The following is a 21,199-nucleotide window of genomic DNA, read 5'->3' on the forward strand; positions in this document are numbered from 1 at the left end:
GACATCCACGAAGTAGACCAAGTCTTATTAGAATTCGATGTTACGACCGAAGTTCATTGGCCAGTTTGTTGGGTTCTTTTTGCCTTCACGGATGTGGCGACACTCTGCCAACCATGTCAGTAGTTCCCAACCGAATGCTGCTGTTAGTAGCGCATCTTTCTCGTCAGAGTTCTTCTGAGGAGCAAATTCCGCGATATCTGCACCCACTAGGTTGATACGCTTAGTTGCACGAAGCTTACGGAAGATATCGTAGTACATGCGCGCTGTCACACCGAATGGATCTGGGCTTGAGTTTGCACTGTGGTCTAGAAGATCTAGGCCATCTAGGTCAAACGTTAGGTATACTGGACGACCATCGCCTTGCTTCTCAAGGATCTGCTCAACAATGTAGTCGATGCCTAGGTCGTAGATTTCATCCGCTAGGAAGAAGTTACCACCAATCGCTTTCGCCTTACCTTGCTGTGATGCACACCAGCGACCACGCATACCAAGACTGACACTGGTAGATGGATCCATTGCACCTTCTGATGCGAGACGGCAGTACCAGTTACCTGAGTATGACTCGTAGTCAAAATCTTTGCGAGTCAGTAGGTCAAAGTGACCGTCAATGTGGATTAGCGATACAGGGCCGTGAACTTTAGCCAGTGCCGCAGGACCTGGGTAAGCCACAGTGTGGTCACCACCAAAGAAGAATGGCGTGATACCGTGATTAATAACCATGTCATCAACAACTTCTTGCGCGGCACGCATTTCTTCATCTAGGTTGAATTGACCTAGGCCATCCCAGTTTCCGTAGTCAATGATGTTACACAGTTCGAACGGCATAGTACCGTCTTGGTGAATCATGCCCATACCCGTTTTTGATGCTTCACGGATAGCAGCAGGACCGAACTTGTGACCACCAGCGTTTGGTGAGCACTTATCCATGGTTAAACCGTACATTGCAATGTCAACGCCTTCGAAGTTGTTCACATATGGCGCACCAAATGCACCAACGTGCTGCTTACCTAGCAAACTGAATGCTTCAACGCCTTGCTCAGCCATGCGAGCTTGCATAGGAGCAATGTCTTCGTTGATGTAGAAATCTGCATCTGACTTGTTCCAGTAGATGTCTTGGTATAGGTCTAGTTTGTCTTTCGCAATTTCAACACGTTTTGGCTTAAACATGGATAATTCCTCTAGTTATTGGAGTAACCGCTAAGGCGACTTCTCAAGATAGGGTTATTATAGTGGCTAAACCGGGTGTTATTAATTACACTTCAGGACAGCAACATGATATTTCAGGACAATTTCTGTGTATTCTTTGAACCATCAACACTTTTTACAAGCGATTATTGGTCATTGGGAAGCGATCGTTCGCCAGACTATGGGCAGTGACTTCGACGCACATCAGTTTTTACGTAAAGCCGACATCATGCGTATCAATCAAGGGCACTACCACCCAATCCAAGTCTCCCAGGTGCACCAACTGATTAATCTAACAGTAAACCAACTGCACATCGATGGACTGGGGCTGCGCATCGCTAAGCGACTCAAGCTGCAAGATATGGGCGCTTGGGGCTATGCGATGATCAACTGTCAAAATATTAAGCAGTTGCTCGATACCGGACTACAATTTTCGTTTGTGACCAAAGATTATGTGGATATTCATATTGGTTACGATAGCGAATGGGCTTACATCACTATTGTTGACCGCTCTGAAGGACGTTCTGCGCAGCACTATAATGTTGAAGAGTCTCTGTGCCACTATTACCTTGGACTCAAAAATTTTCTTGGCGACTTGTTTAAACCTCAATATGTTTTTGTCGATTTTTCCTACGAAGAGCCAAGTTACGCTCCATTGTATCGAGAGATATTTACCGACAACTTGAGTTTTGACGCCAACAACAATCAATTGCGCTTTCCCGTCAGTTGGGTGCACCATGACATTACGCTACAACCCGCGATCATTGCTCATATCGCCACCGTGCAAAGCCAGCGACTCGACGATAGCCTCGACTCTCCGCTGAGCTACCAAATTCGCTTTAAACTACTCAGTCAAATGAAGTATGGCTTACCCACTATGGAAATGGTGGCAGACGACCTCAACATGACCTCTCGCACGCTTAGACGCAAACTCGAAGCTGAACACACCACCTTTAAGCAGCTGGTATTGGATACCCGAATGCAGCTTGCCAAAGAGTATTTGGCGAATTCCTCGCTGCCGATTGCTGAAATTGCAGAGCTACTCAACTATCACTCTGCGCCACCCTTTTTTCGCGCGTTCAGCAAGTTTGAGGGCTGTAGCCCAAAGCAATACAGACTGTCCGCTTCAAAATAACCCTGCCAATTTACCTAAGCCAGTAACAGTCGGTTACAGACAAAAAAAAGCCCAGTCCAAAAGACCGGGCTTAAAATCATGTGCGTATGATTTTCAATTACTTACGGATAGTTTCCGCAGCGCGATCAGCGCCAACTTTTGCTTCCCACTTCGCGTTTAGCTCTTCGATTGAAGTACCAGAACGTTTTAGGAAGTCTTTGAAACCGTCCCAGTGAGCGTCCATGACTTGGTGCTCATCAGTTGCAGTTGCAAGTGCTTTTAGACCCCACTCATCAGGAATGAATACTTCGTTGAAACCAGCGCGTGGACGGTTTTCTTTGATCGATTTAACGAACATGTCAGACTTACGCTTCACTTCTTCGATTGGACCGAAGTGGCTTGGGTCGATCACTAGGATGTAAGAACCGCCTACTGGACATGGTGCATCTTCCATAGTGAAGAAATCACTTGGTACTGCTGGAAGCTCAGGAGCAATCTTACCTTTCGGGTTGATGATTGCCGTCATTACTTCGTTCCAGATGTTTAGCGAGTATAGACGTGGTGTTAGGAACGTCCATGGTGCTTTACAGTCAGCAACGCGGCCGTAACCTTCGATTAGAGAGCCCCATTTACGAGCGTCAGCGGTTAGCTCACCCGTGTCTTGGTCAACAAGTGCAGCAACGTGTAGGTCGCGGTCGTTAACGATAGCGTCACAGATGTGAGAGTCGTAACCTTCACCGATCATGATAGACGTTACTAGTGGTAGCTCTTCGCCGCCAATTAGTGCCGCATCGAACGGAGGGCAAGACATTGATGGATCCATGCCGCCAAATGGTGCGTTTAGAGGTACAGAGTTGTTTGAAGACATTGCGAACATGCCTTCTTTCATTGCCATCTGTGTGTAGTTAGAGAAGTTGCCGCCGTCACAGTGGTCGTAACCGAATACGATTGAGATGCCGTGCTTGCGTGCTTTCTCGATAGCCGTTTGAGCCATTAGCGTACATACGTAGTGACCAGAAGACTTCTTACCGTTGTAAACAGCCCAAGTTTCACCTTCAGACTCGATTTCTGGAGTTGTCGTAGTATCAAGGATACCCGCTTCGTAAGGGATAGTTACCGCTTCGATAACACCCAGACCTTGGTGTAGTTTACCTTGTAGGCCACCAACAAGTAGGTTGTGCGCTAGGATATCAGCGTGTGCTTGAGAGGCACCGATGTGCTTCCAAGATTCAGAAACGATGAATGAGAAGTACTCGTTGTTAAACGTAGTAGTAGGGCTGCTAACTTTAGCCATGGTAATGTCCTCTGTATAAGTAGGAATACGTTTTTATGAAAACTGTAGTCACTTTAACCGAAAAGACGAAATTCAGAAGTAACATACTGGATGCTGTTACTTAAACTGTTACCCGTTTTGATGACAAACATCACAAATCTGTGTGGCTATTCTGACCATAAAAAAAAGCCGCTCAATTGAGCGGCTTTTTCAAAGTCTTTTAAAAATCAAGAATTAAGCTTGACCTTTAACTTCTTTAAGACCGTTGTAAGGTGCTTTTTCACCTAGAGCTTCTTCGATACGAATTAGCTGGTTGTACTTAGCAACACGGTCAGAACGGCTCATAGAACCAGTTTTGATTTGACCTGCAGCAGTACCTACCGCTAGGTCAGCGATAGTTGCATCTTCAGTTTCGCCAGAACGGTGAGAGATTACAGCTGTGTAACCTGCGTCTTTAGCCATCTTGATAGCAGCTAGAGTCTCAGTTAGAGAACCGATTTGGTTGAACTTGATAAGGATAGAGTTAGCTACGCCTTTCTCGATACCTTCAGCAAGGATCTTAGTGTTAGTAACGAATAGGTCGTCACCTACTAGTTGAAGCTTGTCACCTAGTAGTTCAGTTTGGTGCTTGAAGCCATCCCAGTCAGACTCGTCTAGGCCGTCTTCGATAGAAACGATTGGGAAGTTGTTCGCTAGCTCAGCTAGGTAGTGGTTAAACTCTTCAGAAGAGAAAGTTTTACCTTCGCCTTTCATGTTGTAGATGCCAGCTTCTTTGTCGAAGAACTCAGATGCTGCACAGTCCATAGCTAGAGTCACGTCTTTACCTAGTTCGTAACCAGCAGCTGCAACAGCTTCTGCGATAACTTCTAGAGCTTCAGCGTTAGACTTAAGGTTAGGAGCGAAACCACCTTCGTCGCCAACTGCAGTGCTGTAGCCTTTAGACTTAAGAACTTTAGCTAGGTTGTGGAATACTTCAGCACCTACACGTAGACCTTCTTTAAGAGTCTTAGCACCAACTGGTTGGATCATGAACTCTTGGATGTCAACGTTGTTGTCTGCGTGCTCACCACCGTTGATGATGTTCATCATTGGTAGAGGCATAGAGAACTGACCAGCAGTACCGTTTAGTTCAGCGATGTGCTCGAACAAAGGCATGCCTTTAGCCGCTGCAGCCGCTTTAGCGTTTGCTAGAGAAACAGCTAGGATAGCGTTCGCGCCGAACTTAGACTTGTTTTCAGTACCGTCTAGGTCGATCATTACTTGGTCAACGTCAGCTTGAGCTTTAGCGTCTTTACCAACTAGAGCTTCAGCGATTGCACCGTTCACAGCTTCAACAGCTTTAAGAACACCTTTACCTAGGAAACGTGCTTTGTCGCCGTCACGTAGCTCAAGAGCTTCGCGAGAACCAGTAGATGCGCCAGATGGAGCCGCAGCCATACCTACGAAACCGCCTTCTAGGTGAACTTCAGCTTCAACAGTTGGGTTACCACGTGAGTCGATGATTTCACGACCTAGAACTTTAACGATCTTAGACATTAATGTTTCCTCTCATTAAATATAAATGTCAAATTTAGGGCAGCCGCACAACCTTCGCTGCCGCCCGTATCCTTTTTACTTTTCTTCAGTACCGCGCTGGTATTCACCTGCTGCCTTAACAAAGCCAGAGAATAGTGGGTGACCATCGCGTGGTGTTGAAGTGAATTCTGGGTGGAACTGCGCAGCAACAAACCATGGGTGTGCTGGGTTCTCGATCACTTCAACCAGTTTCTTGTCTGCTGATAGACCAGAAACTTTTAGACCTGCTTTTTCAATCTGAGGACGAAGTACATTGTTGACTTCATAGCGGTGACGGTGACGCTCGTGGATCTTCGCATTGCCGTATAGTTCGTACGCTTTCGTTCCTTTTTCAAGGTGACATAGCTGAGAACCTAGACGCATTGTACCGCCAAGATCAGAGGTTTCAGTACGTTCTTCAACTTTACCTTCACCATCAACCCACTCTGTGATCAAGCCTACCACAGGGTATTTCGTCTCTTTGTTAAATTCTGTTGAATGTGCGCCTTCCATACCCGCTACGTTACGAGCGTATTCAATAAGCGCAACTTGCATCCCTAGACAAATACCTAGATAAGGTACTTTGTTCTCACGAGCGTATTTCGCAGCAAGGATCTTACCTTCAATACCGCGGTCACCGAAGCCACCTGGAACAAGAATAGCGTCTAAACCTGCTAGTGCTTCTTCGCCTTTGCTCTCAACATCTTGTGAGTCAACGTACTTGATCTTCACGTTCAGACGGTTCTTAAGACCCGCGTGCTTAAGCGCTTCGTTTACCGATTTGTACGCATCTGGAAGCTCAATGTACTTACCAACCATACCAATAACAACGTCTGCTGTTGGGTTCGCTTCTTCGTAGATAACCTGTTCCCACTCAGATAGGTCTGCTTCTGGAGCGGTGATACCAAAGCGAGTACAAACAAGATCGTCAAGACCTTGTGCTTTAATCAACTGAGGGATCTTGTAGATAGAATCTACGTCCTTCATTGAGATTACCGCTTTCTCTTGTACGTTACAGAACAGAGCAATCTTCTTACGCTCGTTTGCAGGGATCGCACGATCACTACGACAAACAAGAATATCTGGTTGGATACCGATAGATAGAAGCTCTTTCACCGAGTGTTGCGTTGGCTTAGTTTTCACTTCGCCTGCAGCCGCTAGGTAAGGAACTAGAGTCAGGTGCATGAACATTGCACGCTCACGACCAAGCTCAACCGCTAGCTGACGGATTGCTTCCATAAATGGTAGAGATTCGATATCACCAACTGTGCCACCAACTTCAACGATCGCAACGTCGTGGCCTTCAGAGCCAGCAATGACACGATCTTTAATAGCGTTTGTGATGTGTGGGATAACCTGAATAGTCGCACCTAGGTAGTCACCACGACGCTCTTTACGTAGAACGTCAGCGTAAACACGACCAGCAGTAAAGTTGTTGCGTTTTGTCATCTTGGTACGGATGAAACGCTCGTAGTGACCAAGGTCCAGGTCAGTTTCAGCGCCATCTTCCGTGACAAACACTTCACCGTGCTGAGTTGGGCTCATTGTGCCCGGATCAACGTTGATGTAAGGGTCAAGCTTCATCATGGTCACTTTAAGACCACGTGCTTCTAAAATTGCTGCAAGAGATGCTGCTGCAATACCTTTACCTAGAGAGGATACTACCCCGCCAGTAACAAAAATATAATTTGTCGTCATGTTTAACCTGAAGTTGGTTGAATGAGGGAAAATGGATTTCTTCTGGACGGGATGCAAATATACCAGAAGCCCATTACCGCCACAACGTGAAACTTATCACATTCAAAATTTTTATTTTTTGCTTCAAATCAATAGTAGAAACGTACACCAGTGAGAAGCCGTTCACAAATCCGAGCAGTTTTCTTGTTTTTTTACATCATTCCAAAACGCATCCAGCTCTTGAAGACTAAAGTCTGTCAGTAACTTACCTTCACCCGCAGCACGCGTTTCTACACCCTTAAATCGGCGAGAAAATTTGTCGTTGGCTTTTCTTAGTGCCACTTCAGGATCTTTCTTCAAATGGCGCGCAAGATTCACTGCTGCAAACAAAAGATCGCCCACTTCTTCTTCCAGTTTATCTTCGTTTACATCGACTTGAATCGCTTCTTCAACGACTTCTTCAATCTCCTCTTGAACCTTCTCAACCACCGGCCCAAGTGCATCCCAATCGAAGCCAAATTTTGCGCAACGTTTCTGTATTTTGTTGGCTTTAGAAAGCGCAGGAAGCGACTGTGGTATTGAGTCTAGAATACTTTGCGCGGTTTTGCCTAGTTGCGCTTTTTCCTTCTGTTTCTCAACCTCCCAGTTGGCATTGATCGCCGCTTCATCTTCAAACTCAACGTCAGAAAAAACGTGCGGGTGGCGGCGTGTGAGCTTCTCGTTAAGCCCTTCTACTACCTCATTAAAATCAAACAAGCCCTGCTCTTTGGCCATCTGGCTGTAGAAGATGACTTGGAAAAGTAAGTCGCCCAACTCTTCTTTTAGGTTCGGCCAATCTTTGTTGTGAATCGCATCGACAACCTCAAAAGTTTCTTCGATGGTGTGAGGAACAATGGTGTCGAAGGTTTGTTTTCTGTCCCATGGGCAGCCTTTTTCTTCATCGCGGAGCTGCGCCATGATGGTGAGGAGTTGGTCTATAGGTTGGGTCATGTTGAGTTCCTGGTTACGACAAGGGCGAGTGTGGTAGCACTCGCCCTTGGTTGTGTTTTTTTGGTTGGGAGCGCGTGGTTTTTTACCCCTCCCAGCCTCCCCTTATTAAGGAGAGGAGCATACTGGCTCGCTGCGCATCGCCTTACAAAATACGATGCGACGCTAGGAGCTAGTATAGGTTCTCCCCCTTAATAACGGGGCGCGTAGCCGGGGGAGCTAGAGGGGGTAAAATCGCCAAGCTTAAAATAGTACGCTAAACTACCCCAACCGCTTCACATTCATCACATCTTTAATCTGCTCAATACGCTTAGTCACGCGCGACAACACCTCAATATTGTTCACTTCCAGATCAAAGTCCATGATAGATAGCTGACGCTTGTAATCACTGCGGCTCTTCATGCTGGTCACCTTGATCTTTTCGTTGGTCAACAAAGCGGTGATGTCTTTAAGTAGACCACCACGCTCCATCGCCTCAACACGAATTGTCAAAATGTATGAACCAACAAACCCATTACCCCAAACCGTATCGATAATACGCTCTGGCGCGTGGTGGCTGAGCTCTTCTAGCTGCTCACAGTCGGCGCGGTGCACTGAGATGCCGCGTCCTTGGGTAATGTAGCCTTTGATCTGATCACCTGGAATTGGCTGACAGCAGCGGGCTAAGTGAGTCATAAGGTTATCAACCCCCTCCACCACTACCGCATCTTTATGCGGGCGGCTTTGCGCTGGCGCTTTGTTCTCTGACTCTTGCAGCTTCTCAAGCGCTTGCTGATCTTCTTCTTCCGCGGTTGGCTTGTTTACCAAGGCGTTGATGTGGTTGATGATCTGGTTGATACGCAGATCGCCACTGCCGATACCTACATACAGCTCATCCGCAGAGTTTACGTTGAAGCGCTTCAGGGCATATTGCTCAGCATCTTTAAGTGTAGCCCCGATCTTGGCCAGTTCAGCCTCAAGGATCTCACGACCCGCTTCGAGATTCTTCTCGCGGCTTTGCTTTCTAAACCACGCATTGATCTTCGCGCGCGCTCGACCAGAGTGTACAAAACCCGTTGACGGATTGAGCCAGTCACGAGATGGGTTAGGTTCTTTCGCCGTGATGATTTCAACCTGATCACCCATTGCTAGTTTGTGGGTAAACGGAACAATACGTCCAGCTACCTTAGCGCCAATGCATCGGTGTCCCACTTCAGAGTGAATGTGGTAGGCAAAATCAAGCGGTGTCGCGCCCATTGGTAGGTCGACCACATCACCGCGTGGAGTAAATGCATAGACGCGATCATCAAACACCTGACTACGAAGCTCATCAAGCATCTCGCCAGAGTCTGACATTTCCTCTTGCCAGTCGAGTAACTTACGCAGCCAAGTGATCTTCTCATCGTATCCGCTGCGGCCACTACTGCCGCCTTCCTTGTACTTCCAGTGCGCAGCAACACCCAACTCGGAGTCTTCGTGCATCTGCTTAGTGCGGATTTGGATTTCAATGGTTTTACCTTCTGGCCCCAAGATCACAGTATGAATCGATTGGTAACCATTCGGTTTTGGGTTGGCGACGTAATCGTCGAACTCACTAGGTAAGTGTTTATATTTGGTATGCACGACGCCCAGTGCCGCGTAGCAGTCTTGCAAACGCTCGGCGATGATTCGCACCGCACGCACGTCAAACAGCTCATCAAAATCCAGACTCTTCTTCTGCATCTTGCGCCAGATACTGTAGATGTGCTTTGGACGACCACTCACTTCAGCAAGGATACTAGAGGCTTGCATCTCACTGGTGAGATCATCAACAAAGTCTTTGATGTATTGTTCACGGACGATACGACGCTCGGAAAGCTGCTTGGCAATTTGTTTGTAAGTATCTGGCTGCTGGTAGCGGAAGGCGTAGTCTTCGATTTCCCATTTGAGCTGACCGATACCCAGACGGTTAGCGAGTGGTGCGTAAATGTTAGCACACTCTTTTGCGGCCGCACGGCGCACGTCATCTGGCTCATCTTTCACTTCACGTAGGTTACAGATACGCTCCGCAAGCTTAATCACCACGCAGCGGAAGTCGTCTACCATCGCAAGTAGCATGCGACGTACATTATCGACCTGTCCCGACGCCTCAGAGTCTTCAAGGGTGACATTGAGCTGACCGATGGCGGCCATTTCTTCAACGCCGTCGATCAGTTTGATGATTTCTTTACCGTAGTTTTCTTCTAGTAGCTCACGATCGTAAAGGCCACTAGAGACGACTGGATAGAGCTGTGCTGCCACCAAAGTGGCTTTATCCATAGACAGGGTAATGAGGATTTCATTCATCTCTCTCCCGCGCCACAACAGCAAGGCCCCTTGCTCACTATCGGCAACGATTTCCTCACACTGACGGTAGACGTCTTTCAATCTTTTTGAGGTGTTTTTATCTTGCTTTAGTGACGCAATCCAATTATCCAAATTGAACTGCTCTTCTGGGTTCAAATGCGCGCTTCTTACCGCAACCATTTCTTTTTCTTCCTAGTTTATTGGTTCGCTAACCTATCCCAGTTAGCGTTATTACTATGACATCTGCATTATTTTTCAAACAACGCCATCGACTCAAGATGACTGGTATGAGGGAACATATCCATCATACCCAAACGAGTCAATGTATAGCCTTGTTCGAGTAGGCTCTGACTGTCTCTCGCAAGGGTAGCAGGATTGCAAGAAACATAAAGGACACGTGTCGCACCTAATGCGGAAACTTGGTCTACCACACCGCTCGCACCCGCTCTCGCTGGGTCTAACAAAATCTTATCAAACTGCTGGGATGCCCAAGGCTGCTGCGACAGCTCTTGTTCCAAATTCGCCTGATAAAATTCGACATTCGAAAGGCCATTAAGTTTCGCGTTGTCCGCCGCCCAATCGACCATGTCTTGTACCCCTTCAACACCAACCACATGGGCGCTTTGCTTAGCAAGCGGCAAGGTAAAATTGCCGAGGCCACAGAACAGGTCTAGTACGCGTTCGGTTGACTCTGGTGCTAGCCATTCAAGCGCTTGAGCCACCATACGCGCATTGATCGCTTGGTTAACTTGAATAAAGTGCGATGGCAAAAATGGCAGCTTCACGCCAACTTCGTTATAAAATGGCTGCTCGCCAACGACTCTATCGAGCTGATTTGCTTCTGGCATAAAGTAGAGCGTCACGCCGGCTTGCTCTGCAAATGCTTTCAAACGCGCTTGGTCTTTACCAGTCAAAGGCTTGGTATGACGAATTACCGCAACCGGCTCAGCGTCACCAAGCACAAGTTCAAGGTGTCCCAAAGTCGCTGGCTGCTTGAAGTCAGCAAAAATACTACGTAGCTGAGGGATCAAAGCATTGAGCTTGTCATCAAGCACAGGGCAATGGTCGACATCGACAATCTGATTGCTCTGCTTACGGCGAAAGCCCATCACTAGACCGCGCTGCTTCTCGAGGTGGATACTAAGCCTTGCTCGGCGGCGATAACCCAGCCCTTCGCCAGTAATGGATGGGGATAAATCCAGCGTTTGGCCGGCAAACTTTGTCATCAACTGCGACAATACGCGCTCTTTGTTGGTAATTTGTGCTTCGCGCTCTACGTGCTGTTGATTACAACCACCACACTCATTGTAGTGCGGGCAAAATGGTTCAACACGCTGCTCAGCGGGCTTGAGTATTTTGATGAGATTCGCTTTAGCAAATTTGGCTTTGCTTTCGGTCAGCTGCACCAACACCTTCTCATCCGCAAGCGCGCCCTCAACAAACACTGGTTTGTTGTTGAGGTAGCCGATACCGGCACCGTGGTGATCCATGCGTTCAATTTGCACTTCTTGGTGCTTTTTGGAGAAAGAGGTTTTCTTTGTTGGTTTGAAAAAACGTGCCATGACCAATTCCAAGGCAAAGCATTAATGCTTTGCGCCTATAAAATATTGTTAGAGTTTCACTATTCTGGGTCTGAATGATTGTCGAACAGCGCTGCTTTGATTAAGCTTACGTCATCTTGAGGATGCAATACTGGGTATTGTCCCATATCCCCCCATCAGATGACACTCTGTTGGTAAATAATGATGTCGAATTAACATGACCAGATACGGCCTTCGCGCTCGCGTAATCACATTAACCTTGGCACCGACCCTTATCATCGGTCTTCTTCTTAGTGCCTTTTTCTCATATAACCGTTATCACGACCTAGAGTCACAGGTACTTAATGCTGGTTCAAGTATTATTGAACCGCTAGCGATTGCCAGTGAGCAGGGGCTTGTGAATCAAAACCGAGAGTCGGTCAGACGCCTGATTAGTTACGCGCACCGTAAAAACTCCAAGTTTGTCCGCAGTATCGCCGTCTTCGACGCTTCTCATGAGCTGTTTGTTACCTCCAACTTTCATCCAAATTTCGACACGCTGACGTTTCCCAAGGACAAACCCATCCCGTTTCTTAGCTCCTCTGAGTTTGGCGACAACACCTTAATTCTCAGAGCCCCTGTGATTGCAGAGAGTCAGCTCGCGACCGATGCCCGAGAGCTAACCCCCACCAGTCAAATGCTTGGCTACGTGGCGATTGAGCTTGACCTATCCTCGCTGCGATTGCAGCAGTATCAGGAGGTCTTCTCAGCCATCTTGGTTTTGGTGCTAGGGCTTATTCTGTCCGGCATCTTTGCCTATCGTTTGATGTATGACGTCACTCGCCCTATCTCACACATGAAAAACATGGTGGATCGCATCCGCCGAGGTCATCTAGATGTGCGTATTGAAGGCAAAATGCACGGCGAACTCGACTCTCTAAAAAATGGTATCAACGCCATGGCAGTATCACTGTCTGAATACCACGTGGAGATGCAGCACAGTATCGACCAAGCCACCTCAGACCTTCGTGAGACGCTTGAGCAGCTGGAAATCCAGAACGTGGAACTCGACATCGCTAAAAAGCGCGCTCAAGAAGCTGCTCGAGTGAAATCTGAGTTCTTGGCCAACATGTCTCACGAGCTACGTACACCGCTTAACGGCGTGATTGGCTTTACCCGTCAGATGCTAAAAACTCAACTCACCAACAGCCAGACTGATTACCTACAGACTATCGAAAAATCGGCCAACAACCTGCTCAACATCATCAACGATATTCTCGACTTCTCGAAGCTTGAAGCGGGTAAACTGGCGCTAGAAAACATCCCATTTGAGTTCCAAGACAGCTTAGATGAAGTGGTGGCTCTGCAAGCCACCAGCGCCCACGAAAAAGGCCTTGAGCTGACGTTGAAAGTGGATCCGAAAATCCCAAGCGGCCTGGTCGGCGACCCGCTGCGTATTCAACAGATCTTAACTAACCTAGTTGGCAACTCGATTAAGTTTACCGAGCGCGGCAATATCGACATTTCGGTGGAGCTAAAAAGCAGCAAAGAAGATCGTGTCGAGCTGCAATTTATGGTTCGCGATACCGGTATCGGCATCTCCGAACGCCAGCAAGCGCAGCTGTTCCAAGCGTTTAGTCAAGCCGATGCAAGTATCTCAAGACGTTATGGCGGTACCGGTCTTGGTCTGGTTATTACCCAGAAATTAGTTGGTCAAATGGGCGGTGATATTAGCCTCACCAGTCGCCTGCACCAAGGCTCGACATTCTGGTTTACCGTGAAACTCAGCTCAACCGACATTCCAATGCTCGACCCTATCGACCCTGCAGTTATCCATAACAAGCGACTACTGCTGGTAGAGCCGAACATGCAAGCAGCGTCGGTGCTGCAACAAACACTCACCAACGAAGGCGTGATGGTCACCTACCGCTCTACATTGCCAGAGCGTGTCGAGTCGTTCGATTACATTATTGTTTGCTTACCGACCAACGAAGAAGTGCCGCTCGCAGTCATTGAAGAGTGGATCGCACGCTGCAAACAATCGACGTCAAACATCATCATAGGTACGGCTAGCACCCAGTTGGCACTGTCAGATTACCTGATGCAAACGCACCAAGTGCAATGTTTGACTAAACCCCTGTCACGCAAAAAGCTGCTGCAATCGTTAGTCGATAAACAGCCTGCTCAGCTAGCGCCTGCGGTCGAGGTGATTTCAACAGAAAAACGCAGCCTCAACGTCATGGCTGTGGACGATAACCCAGCAAACCTTAAGCTTATCACTGCGCTGCTCTCTGAGCGCGTCGAAACCGTGGTGTCTTGCACGCGAGGTCAGGCTGCAGTACAAAAAGCGCAAGAACAGCACTTTGATATCGTGTTCATGGACATTCAGATGCCGCAAATGGATGGCGTGACGGCTTGTAAGCTCATTAAAGAGACTCAGCAAAACGCAGCCACACCTGTGGTTGCGGTAACGGCTCACGCAATGAGTGGTGAACGTGACCGCCTACTTTCAGAAGGCATGGACGACTATCTCACCAAGCCGATTGATGAAACCATGCTACTTCAGGTACTCAACAAATGGGTGCCTGTGCGCCCAGCAGAGCCGGAAGCCTGCTTAGACTTTGTCGCCCCTACCGATGTTAGCGCTGCGGCTGAAGCCACACCTATCGTGGTGGAAAAGCCAACATCACAAGTCATTGACTGGAATGCAGCGCTTAAACAAGCAGCCAATAAAGAAGACCTCGCCATCGATATGCTACAAATGTTGGTCGACTTTATCCCTGAGGTGGGTGAGCTTGCCGACAACATACTCGACAATGGCTTTGACGACGTGGAGCAAGTTATCCACCTAATCCATAAGCTGCATGGCAGCTGCTCATACTGCGGTGTACCACGACTCAAATCCATCTGTGCGACGATAGAGAAAGCCCTGCGTGCAGGGGACAGTCTGGAAGACATTGAGCCTGAACTGTTTGAACTGCAAGATGAGATGGAGAAGGTGTTGAAAAGCTCTGAGTTATATCTGAAGGGAAAAGAAGAGTCGGGATCTTAGATTCCAACGCCTAGATCGTTCTAGCTTTCTAATATAACCGTTGCAACAGCGTAGTGTCGCTCATCAGAAATAGAGAGGTGGTTAGAGACCACCCCCATAGAAGCCGCAATCTGTGCGGCTTTTTTATTGAGCGTTAGGATGGGCTTGCCGTGCTCATCGTTGGACACTTCAAAGTCGTGAAATGTCACCCCATGGGCAATACCGGTACCGAGCGCCTTAGAGGCGGCTTCTTTGACAGCAAAGCGCTTCGCTAGAAAGCGCCCTTGTTGCTTTAGATTTTGGAACTGAATCAGTTCATTGTCAGTCAAGATACGCTTAGCAAACGCCTCACCCGTTCGTGATAACGCCTTTTCTACACGCTCGATTTCCGCAATGTCTGTTCCAAGCCCTAAGATTGCCACTCAATATCGCCTCTACTCGTTATTTACCGCGCGCGGATTAACCGTGGCGCGCCGCTTCCATGACCGCTTTCATGTCGGCAACGGCTTTATGAAGACCATCAAACACAGCGCGGCCAATAATTGAGTGACCAATGTTCAACTCGTAGATCTCTGGCAATGCCGCGATAGGACCAACGTTGTGGTAAGTCAGACCGTGACCCGCGTTAACCGTGATACCGATGTCAGCCGCGTAGCTTGCACCAGCTGCGATTTTCTTCAGTTCGTCTTGTTGATCTTCTTCGGTTTCTGCATCCGCATAGTGACCGGTGTGAAGTTCGATAAATGGCGCGCCTGCCGCTTTAGATGCATCGATCTGCTCGCGATCAGCATCGATAAACAGAGACACTTTAATACCAGCTGCCGTAAGCTTCTCTGTCGCTGCCTTGATCTTCTCAAGCTGACCTTTAACGTCTAGCCCACCTTCAGTCGTCAGCTCTTCACGCTTCTCTGGTACCAAACACACGAATTCAGGCTTCGTTTTTAACGCGATGTCGATCATCTCATCGGTAACTGCCATTTCTAGGTTCATACGAGTTTGAAGCGTTTCACGCAAGATGCGCACGTCGCGGTCTAGAATGTGGCGGCGGTCTTCACGAAGGTGAATCGTGATGCCGTCGGCACCGGCACGCTCAGCAATTTCTGCTGCGTGTACTGGGTCTGGATACTTAGTACCGCGAGCATTACGTAGGGTCGCGATATGGTCAATATTGATACCTAAAAGGATAGAACTCATCGATGATTACTCCATGATCAGGACTGCTTCACTCGAAACAGCTCCCTGCTTTTTAATGGTTTTCCGCCAAGATACGGCTTTAATGCTATGCGTGTAAAGCGTTTTGCCGCTTGTAACTGTGTTTTACTCAGGAAACGTCGCTCACTAATGGCGATGAGCTCTTCACCTAAAAAGGTCAGGTTGTCTCTCCGCACACTGGCAATGAATCCCTTCTGCTCCCGATAACGATAAGTCATTGTCGGATCTATAGGTTCGCCGGTACCAGCACAGTGCAAGAAGTCTACACCGTATCCCATTGCAGAAAGGAGAGCGAGTTCAAAACGCCGCAAGGCAGGTTCAGGATTGGTATTGTGGGCGAGCTCTGTTAAAGCTTGAAGATAGTCGTGAAATAATTCAGGAAACGGGATCTCACTTGCCAACACGCGAGCAATCAGCTCATTCACGTACATGGCAGAATAGAGGTTCACACCGGTTAACGGCAGACCAAGACTGATGGCTTCCGCTTGCCTCAATGTCTTCATTGAGCCATTGCCAGACCACTTTAACAGTAATGGGGTAAAAGGCTGTAGAGCGCCTTTGAGGTTCGAGCGCTTACTTCGAGCGCCTTTGGAAAGCAGCGTGACGCGACCATATTCCTCACTAAATACATCGAGTATTAAGCTCGATTCACTGTAAGGTCTTCGATGCAAAACAAAGCAGCGTTGCAATCCATCCATAGGTCATATTCTGTCTAAAAGGGATCAGAGCGGCTGGTGCCACTCTGATCTACGGTATTATTTATTTTCGATATCGTCGATGTAGCCAAGAGAGCGCAGCGCACGTTCATCATCAGCCCAACCTGATTTCACTTTTACCCAGGTCTCTAGATACACTTTACGATCGAACAGCTCTTCCATATCAAGACGAGCTTCACGGCCGATAGTTTTGATTTTCTCGCCACCCTTACCGATCACCATCTTCTTCTGGCCACTACGCTCAACAAGAATCAGCGCATTGATGTGGAAACCATCCGTATCAGGGTTGTAATCAAAGCGTTCAACCTCAACCGTCACCGAGTAAGGGAGCTCGTCACCCGTGAATCGCATCAGCTTTTCACGCAGAATTTCAGACGCCATGAAACGTTGAGAACGGTCAGTCACGTACTCTTCAGGGAAGTGGTGAACCGCTTCAGGAAGGTGGTTGCGAACGTGTTGACGAATCACGTCAATGTTTTTGCCGTGCTTAGCCGAAATCGGCACTACATCAACAAATTCCATTTTCTTGGTCATCTCTTGCATGTGCAGCATTACGTCGTTGCGATCTTTGACGTTGTCTACTTTGTTGATACATAAGATAACCGGGAAATTTGATTTACGCAGCTTGTTCAGCACCATCTCATCATCGTCAGTCCACTGCGTGCCATCAACAAGGAATAGCACCAAGTTCACATCACTTAAAGAGCTGTTTGCCGCACGGTTCATTAGACGGTTGATCGCGCGCTTCTCTTCAATGTGCAGACCCGGAGTGTCCACATAAATCGCTTGGTAGTCACCTTCGGTGTCCACACCCATGATGCGGTGACGCGTTGTCTGCGGTTTACGTGAGGTGATCGAGATTTTCTGTCCTAAGATGCGGTTTAGCAGCGTCGACTTACCCACGTTAGGGCGACCCACGATAGCGATAAAACCACAGTGTTGATCACCTGTGCTTTCTTGAGTTTCAGAGCTCGTTGACTCACTTGACGAAGCGAAGTACGCATCGAGATCGAATTCTTGATCAGAGTTTGGTTTATCAGACATTGGTCAGTTTCTCTAGAGCCAGTTCCGCAGCCGCTTGTTCTGCCTTGCGGCGGCTGGTGCCTTTGCCGATAACAGGCTTATCCACACCTGCTATTTCACAGGAAACGGTAAACTCTTGGTTATGCGCTTCCCCTTTAATATTAGTCACTGTATAGACAGGGAGTGGTTTTCTTCGACCTTGTAGAAACTCTTGTAGGCGAGTTTTCGGATCTTTTTGCGACACACCGGGCTGGATCGCTTCAAGGCGCGACTGATACCAGCTCAATACAATACCGCGAACCATCTCGACATCGCTATCAAGATAAATTGCACCAATGATCGCTTCAACAGCATCAGCCAAGATGGAGTCACGACGGAATCCGCCACTTTTCAGCTCGCCTGGACCTAATTTTAAGTAATCTCCCAAGACGAATTCACGCCCTAGCTCAGCCAGAGTGTTACCTCTAACCAAGGTGGCACGCATTCGACTCATGTCCCCTTCGTTTACCTTAGGAAAACGATGGTAAAGATCGTCAGCAATGACAAAACTTAAAATTGAATCGCCCAGAAATTCTAGTCGTTCGTTATGGTTGCCGTGGGCGCTGCGGTGAGTCAGCGCCAGCATCAGCAGCTCGCTATCATTGAACTGATAGCCGAGCTTTTTTTCTAAAAGTTTAATAGGAGAATTCATGCTCTCTCGTTCAGTCTATTCCACCGATGCGATTAAATCTGACACCAGTTGGGATCCATGTAGGCAGAATGCTATCTGCACCACGTTCAAATTCGAAGCTAATCCAAATGCCCACGGCTTTGCCTACTAGGTTGCCTTCTGGCACAAAGCCCCAGTAACGACTGTCGGCACTATTGTCGCGGTTATCACCCATCACAAAGTACTGACCTTCTGGCACAACCCATTCGTTCACGCCGTTGCGAGGCTGATATTGATCAACACGGTCGCGACGCAGTGGATTCACCAGTACTTGGTGACCGACTTCACCCAGCTTTTCATCCATTTGGATAAGCGGGATACCATTTTGGATAAACGGACTGTCTTGGACATTAGACAGCTTAACCGGCTTACAGCTTGACTCACCAGGACGCTGAATACAGATATCCTTGCGAGCGCTGTAACGAACCGTATCACCCGGCAGGCCAACCACACGCTTAATGTAGTCAATGTTTGGCTGCGGTGGGTACTTAAATACGACAACATCGCCTCGCTCAGGTTTGCCAGTTTCAACCAACTGAGTTCGCCATACTGGATCTTTTAGTCCATAGGCATACTTCTCAACTAGGATGAAATCACCAACCAGTAGTGTTGGCATCATTGAGCCTGATGGGATTTGGAACGGTTCGTAGATGAACGAACGCAGCACCAAAACAAAGGCAATTACAGGGAAAATTGAAACACTATTCTCAACAAACCAAGATGGAGCGACCGCTTTGTTTGCTGTCTCTTCATCAATTTGATTTGCTTGCGCTTGGATACCCGCCAGCTTCTGCTGACGCTGCTTTCTCAATACGAGCTTATCCAAAACCCAAACAACACCAGTCACTAACGTCACGATGACGAGGATCAATGAGAAGGTATTAGCCATTCAATTCCCTTAATTTTCGTATCTTTAAAAATAACGAAAGTGAAAGCACTCACTGAGCACTTTCACTTCTGCTGTATTATGTCGCCACGTCAGGCAAAAGGATTAGTCTTTGCCTACGTGTAGAATCGCAAGGAACGCTTCTTGAGGCAGCTCGACGTTACCGATCTGCTTCATACGCTTCTTACCTTCTTTCTGTTTCTTCAACAGTTTCTTCTTACGGCTCACGTCACCACCGTAACATTTCGCGATTACGTTTTTACGTAACTGTTTCACAGTAGAACGCGCAATGATGTGGTTACCGATCGCAGCCTGAATCGCAATATCGAACATCTGACGAGGGATGAACTCTTTCATCTTCTCAACCAATTGGCGACCACGAGTCTGAGATTGATCTTTGTGAGTAATGATGGCCAATGCGTCCACCGTATCGCCGTTAAGCAGTACGTCCACACGAACCATGTTAGATGCTTCAAAGCGTTGGAAGTTGTAGTCCAGTGATGCATAACCACGAGACGTCGACTTCAGACGGTCGAAGAAGTCGAGTACGACTTCTGCCATCGGGATATCGTAAGTCACAGCAACTTGATTACCGTGATAAACCATATCTACCTGAGAGCCACGTTTTTCAACACAAAGCGTAATAACGTTACCTAGGTAATCTGATGGTACCAGGATATTACAACGCGCAATTGGCTCACGGATTTCTTCGATATCGTTGATTGCCGGCAGTTTCGCTGGGCTATCAACATAGTGAAGTGAACCGTCAGTTTTCTCTACTTCGTAAACTACCGTCGGCGCTGTCGTAATCAGGTCTAGGTCGTATTCACGCTCTAAACGCTCTTGGATGATCTCCATGTGAAGCATACCCAAGAAGCCACAACGGAAACCGAAACCAAGTGCAGCTGAACTCTCTGGCTCATAGAACAATGACGCATCGTTTAGGCTAAGTTTGCCTAGTGCATCACGGAAGTTTTCGTAATCATCAGACGATACAGGGAATAGACCCGCGTATACCTGAGGTTTTACTTTTTGGAAGCCTGGTAGTGCAACTTCACAGCCATTCTTAGCCGTGGTCAGTGTATCACCTACTGGCGCGCCAAGGATGTCTTTGATACCACATACAACCCAGCCAACTTCACCAGTGTTAAGCTCTGTCGTGTCAATCTGCTTTGGTGTGAAAATACCTAAACGATCTACACCCCAAACTTGCCCAGTGCTCATCACTTTGATCTTGTCATTCTTCTTCAGTTTGCCGTTTTTAATACGAACCAAAGAAACAACACCTAAGTAGTTATCGAACCAAGAGTCAATGATAAGCGCCTGCAGTGGATCTTCTGGGTTGCCTTCTGGCGCTGGGATCGCTTTTACGATCTCTTCAAGAACGTCGTCAACACCCAGGCCGGTCTTCGCAGAACAGCGAACCGCTTCCATCGCGTCGATACCGACGATCTCTTCGATCTCTTCAGCAACGCGCTCTGGCTCTGCTGCTGGAAGGTCGATCTTGTTAAGAACTGGAACCACTTCAAGTTCCATTTCAATCGCCGTGTAGCAGTTTGCCAGTGTCTGAGCTTCCACACCCTGACCCGCATCAACCACCAGTAGCGCACCTTCACAAGCCGCCAATGAACGTGATACTTCGTACGAGAAGTCAACGTGTCCTGGAGTATCGATAAAGTTTAGCTGATAGGTTTCCCCATCTTTCGCCGTGTAATCCAGAGTAACACTCTGAGCTTTAATAGTGATACCGCGCTCGCGCTCTAGATCCATAGAATCGAGAACCTGTGCCGCCATTTCACGGTCGCTTAAGCCGCCGCAAACTTGGATCAAACGGTCAGACAGCGTCGACTTACCGTGGTCAATGTGGGCGATAATAGAAAAGTTACGAATGTGCTTCATAGATTTGGTGTAGCTAAACTCTTTAACAATTAGGGAATGAAATAGCGGAAAAAACACGCATTTCAATTAAGTTGGCAGATTCTACCCAATTTCGTTGCGGTTCGCACCT

16 protein-coding genes are annotated in these 21,199 nt (G+C 47.8%); 2 read left to right on the top strand and 14 right to left on the bottom strand.

Going from position 1 to position 21,199, the window contains the following annotated elements; all coding sequences use genetic code 11:
• Window positions 1-27: 27 nt before the first annotated feature.
• Window positions 28-1,167: an arginase family protein gene (locus ACVA6Q_RS10660; protein WP_446647462.1), complete on the bottom strand. Its 1,140-nt coding sequence runs from the start codon at window positions 1,165-1,167 to the stop codon at window positions 28-30.
• A gap of 127 nt (window positions 1,168-1,294) precedes the next feature.
• Here ACVA6Q_RS10660 and ACVA6Q_RS10665 point away from each other — a divergent pair, with 127 nt between their 5' ends.
• Window positions 1,295-2,320: an AraC family transcriptional regulator ligand-binding domain-containing protein gene (locus ACVA6Q_RS10665; protein WP_446647463.1), complete on the top strand. Its 1,026-nt coding sequence runs from the start codon at window positions 1,295-1,297 to the stop codon at window positions 2,318-2,320.
• A 97-nt stretch (window positions 2,321-2,417) separates the two neighbouring features.
• Here the strand turns inward: ACVA6Q_RS10665 and ACVA6Q_RS10670 are convergent, their stop codons facing one another.
• The 6 genes from ACVA6Q_RS10670 to rlmD form a co-directional block, all read right to left on the bottom strand.
• A complete protein-coding gene (locus ACVA6Q_RS10670; protein WP_446647464.1) occupies window positions 2,418-3,593 on the bottom strand; it encodes an Ldh family oxidoreductase in 1,176 nt (391 codons plus the stop codon).
• A 213-nt stretch (window positions 3,594-3,806) separates the two neighbouring features.
• Complete coding sequence (eno, locus tag ACVA6Q_RS10675) at window positions 3,807-5,108, bottom strand: phosphopyruvate hydratase (RefSeq protein WP_353497134.1); 1,302 nt, start codon at window positions 5,106-5,108, stop codon at window positions 3,807-3,809.
• Between the two features lie 75 nt (window positions 5,109-5,183).
• Window positions 5,184-6,824, bottom strand: a complete 1,641-nt coding sequence (locus tag ACVA6Q_RS10680; protein WP_353497135.1) for a CTP synthase — start codon at window positions 6,822-6,824, stop codon at window positions 5,184-5,186.
• A 162-nt stretch (window positions 6,825-6,986) separates the two neighbouring features.
• A complete protein-coding gene (mazG, locus tag ACVA6Q_RS10685; RefSeq protein ID WP_446647465.1) occupies window positions 6,987-7,793 on the bottom strand; it encodes a nucleoside triphosphate pyrophosphohydrolase in 807 nt (268 codons plus the stop codon).
• A gap of 258 nt (window positions 7,794-8,051) precedes the next feature.
• Complete coding sequence (relA, locus tag ACVA6Q_RS10690; RefSeq protein WP_446647466.1) at window positions 8,052-10,274, bottom strand: GTP diphosphokinase; 2,223 nt, start codon at window positions 10,272-10,274, stop codon at window positions 8,052-8,054.
• A gap of 68 nt (window positions 10,275-10,342) precedes the next feature.
• A complete protein-coding gene (gene rlmD, locus ACVA6Q_RS10695; RefSeq protein ID WP_446647467.1) occupies window positions 10,343-11,656 on the bottom strand; it encodes a 23S rRNA (uracil(1939)-C(5))-methyltransferase RlmD in 1,314 nt (437 codons plus the stop codon).
• Window positions 11,657-11,852: 196 nt separating this feature from the next.
• Between rlmD and barA the strand changes: the two genes are divergently transcribed.
• A complete protein-coding gene (gene barA / locus ACVA6Q_RS10700; RefSeq protein WP_446647468.1) occupies window positions 11,853-14,666 on the top strand; it encodes a two-component sensor histidine kinase BarA in 2,814 nt (937 codons plus the stop codon).
• 20 nt (window positions 14,667-14,686) lie between these two features.
• Here barA and acpS read toward each other — a convergent pair whose 3' ends face one another.
• From acpS to lepA, 7 genes are all read right to left on the bottom strand, one after another.
• Entirely contained in the window at window positions 14,687-15,067 is a 381-nt protein-coding gene (gene acpS, locus ACVA6Q_RS10705) for a holo-ACP synthase (protein WP_353497140.1), read from the bottom strand.
• 37 nt (window positions 15,068-15,104) lie between these two features.
• On the bottom strand, window positions 15,105-15,839 hold the full coding sequence (gene pdxJ / locus ACVA6Q_RS10710) for a pyridoxine 5'-phosphate synthase (RefSeq protein ID WP_446647469.1): 735 nt from the start codon (window positions 15,837-15,839) through the stop codon (window positions 15,105-15,107).
• A gap of 17 nt (window positions 15,840-15,856) precedes the next feature.
• Window positions 15,857-16,555, bottom strand: a complete 699-nt coding sequence (gene recO / locus ACVA6Q_RS10715) for a DNA repair protein RecO (RefSeq protein WP_446647470.1) — start codon at window positions 16,553-16,555, stop codon at window positions 15,857-15,859.
• A gap of 57 nt (window positions 16,556-16,612) precedes the next feature.
• Entirely contained in the window at window positions 16,613-17,617 is a 1,005-nt protein-coding gene (era, locus tag ACVA6Q_RS10720) for a GTPase Era (RefSeq protein ID WP_353497143.1), read from the bottom strand.
• Window positions 17,610-18,287 carry a ribonuclease III gene (rnc, locus tag ACVA6Q_RS10725; RefSeq protein WP_353497144.1) on the bottom strand — a complete coding sequence of 226 codons (678 nt, stop codon included), beginning with the start codon at window positions 18,285-18,287 and terminating at the stop codon, window positions 17,610-17,612. The genes era and rnc overlap by 8 nt, the downstream gene beginning before the upstream one ends.
• Before the next feature lie 10 nt (window positions 18,288-18,297).
• A complete protein-coding gene (gene lepB, locus ACVA6Q_RS10730; protein WP_429759903.1) occupies window positions 18,298-19,194 on the bottom strand; it encodes a signal peptidase I in 897 nt (298 codons plus the stop codon).
• A 102-nt stretch (window positions 19,195-19,296) separates the two neighbouring features.
• Window positions 19,297-21,090 (bottom strand): translation elongation factor 4, encoded by a 1,794-nt coding sequence (lepA, locus tag ACVA6Q_RS10735; protein WP_446647471.1) that lies wholly within the window; start codon window positions 21,088-21,090, stop codon window positions 19,297-19,299.
• Window positions 21,091-21,199 lie beyond the last annotated feature (109 nt).

It is taken from the genome of Vibrio sp. DNB22_10_4 (assembly GCF_052879755.1).

What these genes read in the sequence shown, in the direction of transcription:
- ACVA6Q_RS10660 (WP_446647462.1), bottom strand. Translation starts at nt 1,167, where the DNA reads ATGTTTAAGCCAAAACGTGTTGAAATTGCGAAAGACAAACTAGACCTA.
- ACVA6Q_RS10670 (WP_446647464.1), bottom strand. Translation starts at nt 3,593, where the DNA reads ATGGCTAAAGTTAGCAGCCCTACTACTACGTTTAACAACGAGTACTTC.
- eno (WP_353497134.1), bottom strand. Translation starts at nt 5,108, where the DNA reads ATGTCTAAGATCGTTAAAGTTCTAGGTCGTGAAATCATCGACTCACGT.
- ACVA6Q_RS10680 (WP_353497135.1), bottom strand. Translation starts at nt 6,824, where the DNA reads ATGACGACAAATTATATTTTTGTTACTGGCGGGGTAGTATCCTCTCTA.
- mazG (WP_446647465.1), bottom strand. Translation starts at nt 7,793, where the DNA reads ATGACCCAACCTATAGACCAACTCCTCACCATCATGGCGCAGCTCCGC.
- relA (WP_446647466.1), bottom strand. Translation starts at nt 10,274, where the DNA reads ATGGTTGCGGTAAGAAGCGCGCATTTGAACCCAGAAGAGCAGTTCAAT.
- rlmD (WP_446647467.1), bottom strand. Translation starts at nt 11,656, where the DNA reads ATGGCACGTTTTTTCAAACCAACAAAGAAAACCTCTTTCTCCAAAAAG.
- barA (WP_446647468.1), top strand. Translation starts at nt 11,853, where the DNA reads ATGACCAGATACGGCCTTCGCGCTCGCGTAATCACATTAACCTTGGCA.
- pdxJ (WP_446647469.1), bottom strand. Translation starts at nt 15,839, where the DNA reads ATGAGTTCTATCCTTTTAGGTATCAATATTGACCATATCGCGACCCTA.
- recO (WP_446647470.1), bottom strand. Translation starts at nt 16,555, where the DNA reads ATGGATGGATTGCAACGCTGCTTTGTTTTGCATCGAAGACCTTACAGT.
- era (WP_353497143.1), bottom strand. Translation starts at nt 17,617, where the DNA reads ATGTCTGATAAACCAAACTCTGATCAAGAATTCGATCTCGATGCGTAC.
- rnc (WP_353497144.1), bottom strand. Translation starts at nt 18,287, where the DNA reads ATGAATTCTCCTATTAAACTTTTAGAAAAAAAGCTCGGCTATCAGTTC.
- lepB (WP_429759903.1), bottom strand. Translation starts at nt 19,194, where the DNA reads ATGGCTAATACCTTCTCATTGATCCTCGTCATCGTGACGTTAGTGACT.
- lepA (WP_446647471.1), bottom strand. Translation starts at nt 21,090, where the DNA reads ATGAAGCACATTCGTAACTTTTCTATTATCGCCCACATTGACCACGGT.